Origin of the sequence: Segatella salivae DSM 15606 (assembly GCF_000185845.1) — a bacterium.
Lineage (GTDB): Bacteria > Bacteroidota > Bacteroidia > Bacteroidales > Bacteroidaceae > Prevotella > Prevotella salivae.
On the sequence record NZ_GL629647.1, the window covers coordinates 185,343 to 192,335 of the forward strand.

General features: G+C 37.5%; 5 protein-coding genes and 1 pseudogene. All 6 read right to left on the reverse strand.

What is annotated here, in order from left to right; all coding sequences use genetic code 11:
• On the reverse strand, positions 1-1,483 hold a 1,483-nt coding region (locus HMPREF9420_RS00850; protein WP_007133481.1), incomplete at its 3' end, for an alpha-N-arabinofuranosidase.
• Between the two features lie 101 nt (positions 1,484-1,584).
• The gene (locus tag HMPREF9420_RS00855; protein WP_007133482.1) at positions 1,585-3,177 is read right to left on the reverse strand and encodes a xylulokinase; all 1,593 of its coding nucleotides are present in this window, start codon (positions 3,175-3,177) and stop codon (positions 1,585-1,587) included.
• Between the two features lie 23 nt (positions 3,178-3,200).
• On the reverse strand, positions 3,201-4,742 hold the full coding sequence (gene araA, locus HMPREF9420_RS00860) for an L-arabinose isomerase (protein WP_007133483.1): 1,542 nt from the start codon (positions 4,740-4,742) through the stop codon (positions 3,201-3,203).
• A gap of 29 nt (positions 4,743-4,771) precedes the next feature.
• Positions 4,772-5,470, reverse strand: coding sequence for an L-ribulose-5-phosphate 4-epimerase (locus HMPREF9420_RS00865; protein ID WP_007133484.1), 699 nt, complete (start codon positions 5,468-5,470; stop codon positions 4,772-4,774).
• A gap of 25 nt (positions 5,471-5,495) precedes the next feature.
• Entirely contained in the window at positions 5,496-6,173 is a 678-nt protein-coding gene (locus HMPREF9420_RS00870) for an NUDIX hydrolase (RefSeq protein WP_007133485.1), read from the reverse strand.
• A 96-nt stretch (positions 6,174-6,269) separates the two neighbouring features.
• A pseudogene (locus HMPREF9420_RS14485) lies at positions 6,270-6,993 on the reverse strand (sodium/glucose cotransporter); the annotation flags it as partial.

A 6,993-nucleotide genomic window follows, 5' to 3' on the forward strand; every position in this document is an offset into this window, starting at 1 on the left:
TATCTTTGAAAACGTGAGGAGTAATAGTTTGAGGATGCTCAAAGTCGTTATAATCAGAAATATCCTTGCATTTTAGGATTTCTCCTGTGATATTATTAATTGTTGATAGGTCTGAAACAATATCAATATCTTGTGATTTGTCGAGACTGATGTTTGCCAATGAAACGACAATAGAATTGTCTTTGGTCTCTGCTGCACTTGAAAAGATGGTTGGGATTGTTTGGTTTTCTCTCACTTTTATAGAGTCGCAACTAACCTCTAAAGGTAATGCTGTTGCGTCTTGGAATGGTTGATACATCCTGAAAACGTGATAAGTTGGTGTTAAAACCATATGACCATTTCCTTTCATGTCCGTTAAAATCATACTTTGTAGAACGTTTACTACCTGTGCAATATTAGCCATCTTGATACGATCAACATGACGATGAAAGATGTTTAGGGTTAAAGCGGCAACAAAAGCATCCCGCATAGTGTTTTGTTGATATAGATGTCCGCGGATAGTTCCTGGTTCTTCGTCCCACCAGGTTCCCCATTCGTCAACAAGAAGTCCAATCCTTTTTTGTGGATCTCTTTTGTCCATGATACTACAATGCTTTTTGATTACATCTTCTATCTCTAAACATTTTCCAATCGTCCAATAATACTCATCATTCAAAAATTTTGTAGCAGAACCTTTACTTCCACTCCAACCTTTTACTGTATAATAGTGAAGGGAAAGTCCATCCATGCGATTGCCAACATTATCCATTAGAACTTTTGTCCAATTGTAATCGTAATCACTTGCTCCAGAAGCTATTTTATAAAGCCTATTTGTATCGTAGTTTCGGCAATAAACGGAGTATCTGCGGAATAGATCACTATAATATTCGGGGCGCATATTGCCTCCGCATCCCCAACTTTCATTTCCAACGCCAAGATATTTAACCTTCCAAGCCTTTTGTCTTCCATTCTTTCTGCGTAGATTTGCCATTGGAGTATCGCCGTCGCTTGTCATATATTCAACCCACTTAGCTAATTCCTCAACAGTTCCAGAGCCTACATTTCCGCTAATATATGGTTCTGCCCCTAATAATTCACATAAGTTTAAGAATTCATGAGTTCCAAACGAGTTGTCTTCAATAGTCCCTCCCCAGTTATTATTCTGCATTTTTGGGCGTTTATCTTGAGGACCTATCCCATCCATCCAATGATATTCATCAGCAAAACAACCTCCCGGCCATCTTAATACAGGTACTTTTAGGTCCTGTAATGCATGTAAAACATCTTTTCGATAGCCATTAATGTTAGGGATAGAAGAGTTTTTTCCGACCCACAATCCACCATAAATACATGTTCCTAAGTGTTCTGCGAATTGCCCATATAACTCTTTATGGATTGTTCCTGCACTTTGTTTAGTATGTAGAATAATCTTTGTATCTTCAGCAAAGCTAATTAATGTATTGCTCAGAATAAAAAGAACAATAGTTAAGACTTTCTTTTTCATATCGTTTTTGATTTTTAGTGAGTTTAAAAAATAAACAGAGAGTAGCTCCCTCTGTTTATTTAAAAATTAGGTTGTTGAAAAGTAGTTGTTGAAATTTTATATTATTTTTTGAATTTAATGGCTGCTTGCTCAATGGATAACCCAAGTTTATAATTCTCTGTATAAGCATTAAATCCATTAATCTCATCATCGTTTGCAGTGACTTCTATCCCTGTATTTCCAGCGAAGACCTTATGGTTAAGGTATTCATCAAGAGTTTGGTTCGTTTCTTTATTGACAAGAAAGCTTGCAAGTAATGCTATTCCCCAGGCACCTCCTTCGCCTGCAGTTTCCATAATAGAGATTGGAGTCTTTAAGGCAGCTGCAAGGAAACGTTGTGCAACATTTTTGGTTTTGAATAGTCCTCCGTGCGCAGTAATTCTGTCAACCATTACCTTTTCGTCATTAAACAAAATATCATTGCCAATCTTTAGCACGCAAATGGTTGCATACAATTGCGATTTAATGAAATTAGATAAGTTAAATTTGTCGTTTACAGAACGTACAAAGAGTGGACGACCTTCGGTCAAACCAGTAACTGGTTCGCCTGAAATATAATTATAGTATATTAGTCCTCCACAATCATTATCACCTTCGAGAGCATGTGAGAAAAGTTTTTCGTAGATCTCACTTTCATCAATCTTGGCCCCAATAAGATATTGATATTCTTTGAAAATGTTTATCCATGAATTCAAATCTGACGTACAATTATTACAATGTACCATTGCTACAGGAGCGCCATCTGGGGTTGTAACCATGTCAATTACTTCGTAAGCTTTAGATAGTTCTCGCTCTAACACAATCATAGAAAAAGAAGATGTTCCTGCTGATACATTGCCTGTTCGTGGTCTTATGGCATTAGTTGCAACCATTCCTGTACCAGCATCACCTTCAGGTGGACATAAAGGACAGCCAGGTTGCAATTGACCAGAACTGTCAAGTAGAGCAGCCCCTTCTTTTGTTAGAGTTCCTCCACTTTTACCGGCTAATAGAATTGAAGGAAGAATATCTTGAAGTTTCCATGAAAAATGATAAGGGGTAATTAGTTCTTCAAACTTTCTTATCATCTCAGCATCATAATTCTTAGTTGTAGAATCAATGGGGAACATACCTGATGCATCTCCAATTCCTAAAACTTTTTCCCCTGTCAGTTGCCAATGTACATAGCCTGCAAGAGTTGTTATGAATTTAACTTCTTGCAAATGTCTTTCTTTATCGAGAATACATTGATATAAATGGGAAATGCTCCAACGTAGAGGAATATTGAAATTAAACAGGGATGAGAGCTCCGTTGCGGCCTTAACAGTGTTGGTGTTACGCCAAGTACGGAATGGAATTAATAGTTTTTGGTCTTCATTAAACGCCATATAGCCATGCATCATAGCGCTAATTCCTATCGCAGCCAATACTTTTATATCTGTATTATACTTCGATTTAACGTTTTCGCGCAAAGCTATATAACATTCTTGTAAGCCATTCCAGATGTCATCTACACTATAAGTCCATAGTCCATCAACTATTTTATTTTCCCATGTAAAGCTACCTTGTGCAATAGACTGATTGTTAGGTGCCACAAGAATCGCTTTTATTCGGGTAGAACCAAACTCTATACCAAGTACAGCTTTACCTGTTTCTATTATATTTTTTGCATCCATGGTTATCAAAATTATTTAGAAATTCAACGAAGAGCTTTATTCAACATGTAGTAAATTTCATTGAATTTCAGTTCTTTTCGAAATTGCTCGTAGTCTGTATCCTTATTAATAATACAAACTTCTATGTCTGCTATCTCTGCAAAATCACGCCAGTATTCATCTGTTAGACCGAAACTGAAGCATGAATGATGTGTACCGCCAGCATTTAACCAGCAACCTACGCCAACTTCAAATGATGGTTCTGGCACCCAAAGGGCTGAAGCCACAGGAAGTTTTGGTAGTGGTTTTGATTTAATCAGGTTGACATCATTTGCAATAAGGCGGAAACGATTCCCCATATCAACAATAGTTGCAGTAACACCATGACCTTGTTTACTTGTGAAAACCAATCTTGCCGTTTTACTCTTTCTATAACCTATACCAAGGAAATGAACTTCTAAACGAGGCTTTTCCTCAGCAATATCTGGATTGATTTCTAACATGTGTGCTTCAAGAATAGATGTATTCTCTCCATCAAAATTAAGGGTATAATCTTCGAGGAATGAAGTTCCACCCTCCAATCCTTGACTCATAAACCATGTTGTACGATATAATGCAGCCGACTTCCAGTCACCTTCCGCACCAAATCCGATTCCTTCGCTCATTAAACGCTGTGAGGCTAAACCTGGGATTTGGTCAAAACCATGACCTGTTTGCTCTATTTCGACATCGCCTAAATCGTCAAAGTTCGTAGTAAAGCCTTTTGCGCCATAAGCTTCCAATATTTTTCGTATCGCTATTTCTGCCTTAGCTGAATTCCATATCTTTTTATATTCTTCCGTATTTTTATCTTCAAGCTTCGCATTATGTTCGTAATCTTTGAAGTAAATAGTTACTAAGTTATCGACATCTGTGTCAGGAATCTTATCAAAATAAGACAAAACTTCTGAGAATGGACAATAATCTACATGATAACCCATAACCTGTTCGAAAGCAACTTTATCTCCATCGGTTACAGCAACGTTATTCATTTGGTCACCAAATCGTAGTATTAAGCAATCTTGAGCATCCGCCCAACCTGCACATACGCGCTCCCATATGGCGATATGCTTTTGAGTTTTCTCGTCTTTCCAATATCCTATCACGGTCTTGCGATTCTTGCGGAGCCTTGAAAGGATATGAGCATATTCTCGATCTCCATGAGCACTCTGATTAAGATTCATGAAATCCATGTCCATAGTGTCCCAAGGTATCTGTTGATTATATTGAGTATGTAGGTGGAGCAATGGTTTATTGAGAAGTTGTAACCCTTTAATCCACATCTTAGCTGGTGAGAATGTGTGCATCCATGTAATCACTCCGATACATCTTTTCTCATTATTTGCACGCAACATAACATCAACAATCTCTTTCGAAGAGTTTGCTGTACCTGCATATATTACTTTAATTGGAAGTAAACCAGAGTTGTTTAGGCCATCAACCATTTCTTTAGAGTGTCCATCTACTTGCTTGACAGCATCACCTCCATATAATAATTGTGCTCCGGTTATAAACCAAACTTCAAATTGTTCAAAAGCTTTAATCATGATTTTAAGTTTTTAGTTATTTACTTTTATTATTTATTTTCCTGTCCATAATAGGCATTTGGCCCATGTTTTCTATTGAAATGTTTCTCTATTAAGAGAGGATTCATGGTTGTTTGTGGATTGATATTGAATGAGATAAAGGCCATCTTGGCTACTTGTTCCATCACAACTGCGTTATAAACAGCATTATCTGGGCTCTTTCCCCAAGTGAAAGGACCATGATTTTTAACGAGTACTCCTGGTGTATGTTGATAGTCGATATGCTCTTTTTTGAATTTATCTACAATGACAACACCTGTGTTTAACTCATATTCATCCATTTGCTTCTTTACCATATCTTCGGTACATGGAATCGCATCATGAAAGTAATCGGCATGTGTCGTACCAATATTGGGTATGCAACATCCTGCTTGTGACCATGCTGTTGCATAGGTTGAATGAGTGTGTACAATGCCACCTATCTTCGTAAAATTACGATATAATTCTAAGTGTGTAGGCGTATCGGATGAAGGGTTGAGGTCCCCTTCAACAACATTTCCTGTAAATAAGTCTACAATTACCATATCAGATGCAGACATTTCATCATAACTTACTCCCGAAGGCTTAATGACAACTAATCCTTTCTCACGGTTAATGCCTGACACATTGCCCCATGTAAAGATGACAAGGCCATGTTTCACAAGGTCAAGGTTGGCCTTATAGACTTTTCTTTTTAGTTCTTCCAACATATTGGTCGTCTTTTATCATGAAATGTTATAACTTGAAATACGGATCATCTTCATAGGCGCGTTTATTAAAACGATACAATGCTGCACCACGTTTTGATGTCACTTTGTCTATCAATTCGGTTTTTTCGATGAAGTCGATTTGCTTAATTCGTTTTCTAAAGTTACGTTTATCGATTTCTTCTCCCAATATCGCTTCGTAGACATGTTGCAACTGAGTGAGTGTAAATAAGTCAGGAAGTAAATTGAAACTCAAGGGTTCTGTATTAATACGACGGCGCAACATTGTAATTGCTTTGCTGACCATGATATTATGATCTGAATAGAGTTTCGGCATCTCTTCTAAGTTTACCCACTCTAAGCCATGCTGAATCCGAAGCTTATCATCATAGTCTTTAACGTTGATAAGTGCGCAATATGCAATTGAAATAACGCGTTCTCCCGGATCACGATCTATATTTCCAAAGGCACCAACTTGCTTCATATAAAGATTTCCAAGGCCAGTGAGGTCTTTCAACACTCTATTTGCAGCGTCTGTTAAGCTTTCTTTTGCCCCCACGAAGCCGCCATAAAGCGATAAATCCCCACGTCCTGGGTCCATTTTCCTTTTACCAAGCAGAAGTTTTAATTTACCTTTCTCGAAACCAAAGATAATACAGTCTACTGATACGTATAGTTTGGTATGTTCACCATAAAAGTTTGTCATGTCTAATTAATTTTTTATGTTAGAAAATATAGTTCATGTTTCATCATTTCTAAATGTTGTTTATATTTTGATCACAATCTATCTTCATGTTTATTCTTACCATAACAAAGCATAAAGTAAGAAAGTAATCAGTACAATTCCACAGGTGCCAATCGTATATCCGCGGTCTGTTGCAAATAGTTTTAAGTTGATTGGGAGCGCCTTTACATCTTGAACCCTGTCTTTAGAATTACTATATAACCATATTGCTGATGAGCCAGTAAGCACCCCAAAGAAATAGAATGCTTGGAAACCGATGTCATTTAAATAGGCAATAACACTTGTATCAGGATTTCCTCCAGGGTGTATCATGCCCAAAATGGTTACAATAGCTGCTGCGAGAATCATTAGGATACCAGCGGAGCCTAATATTTTCGCCCAAAGTAACATTTGTTTTTGATCGGTTTCTGAAGGCTGTTCACAACGCACATACTTCTTATCGAAATAAGAAACCACAACGAAAAATACAAAGAGAAGGATGAAAATATATCCCGCACGGAATTGAAAAGCAACATTAGGTAACATTATTTTAAATAATATTCCCATAGGAATTGTGAGGATAGCTGTCCATACTGCAGCGGTAGAAGAGGCTCTTTTCCAAAGCAATCCTAAGCCAAACACAACAATGATTCCTGGGTAAATGAAGCCTGAATACTCTTGAATATATTGAAAGGCTTGGTCTAGACCACCTAATAAAGGCTCTACAGCAATCAAGGCAATGATGAGCGCTCCCACTGCAACTAAGCGTCCTACGCTAACCAATGCCTTATCTTTCGCATCT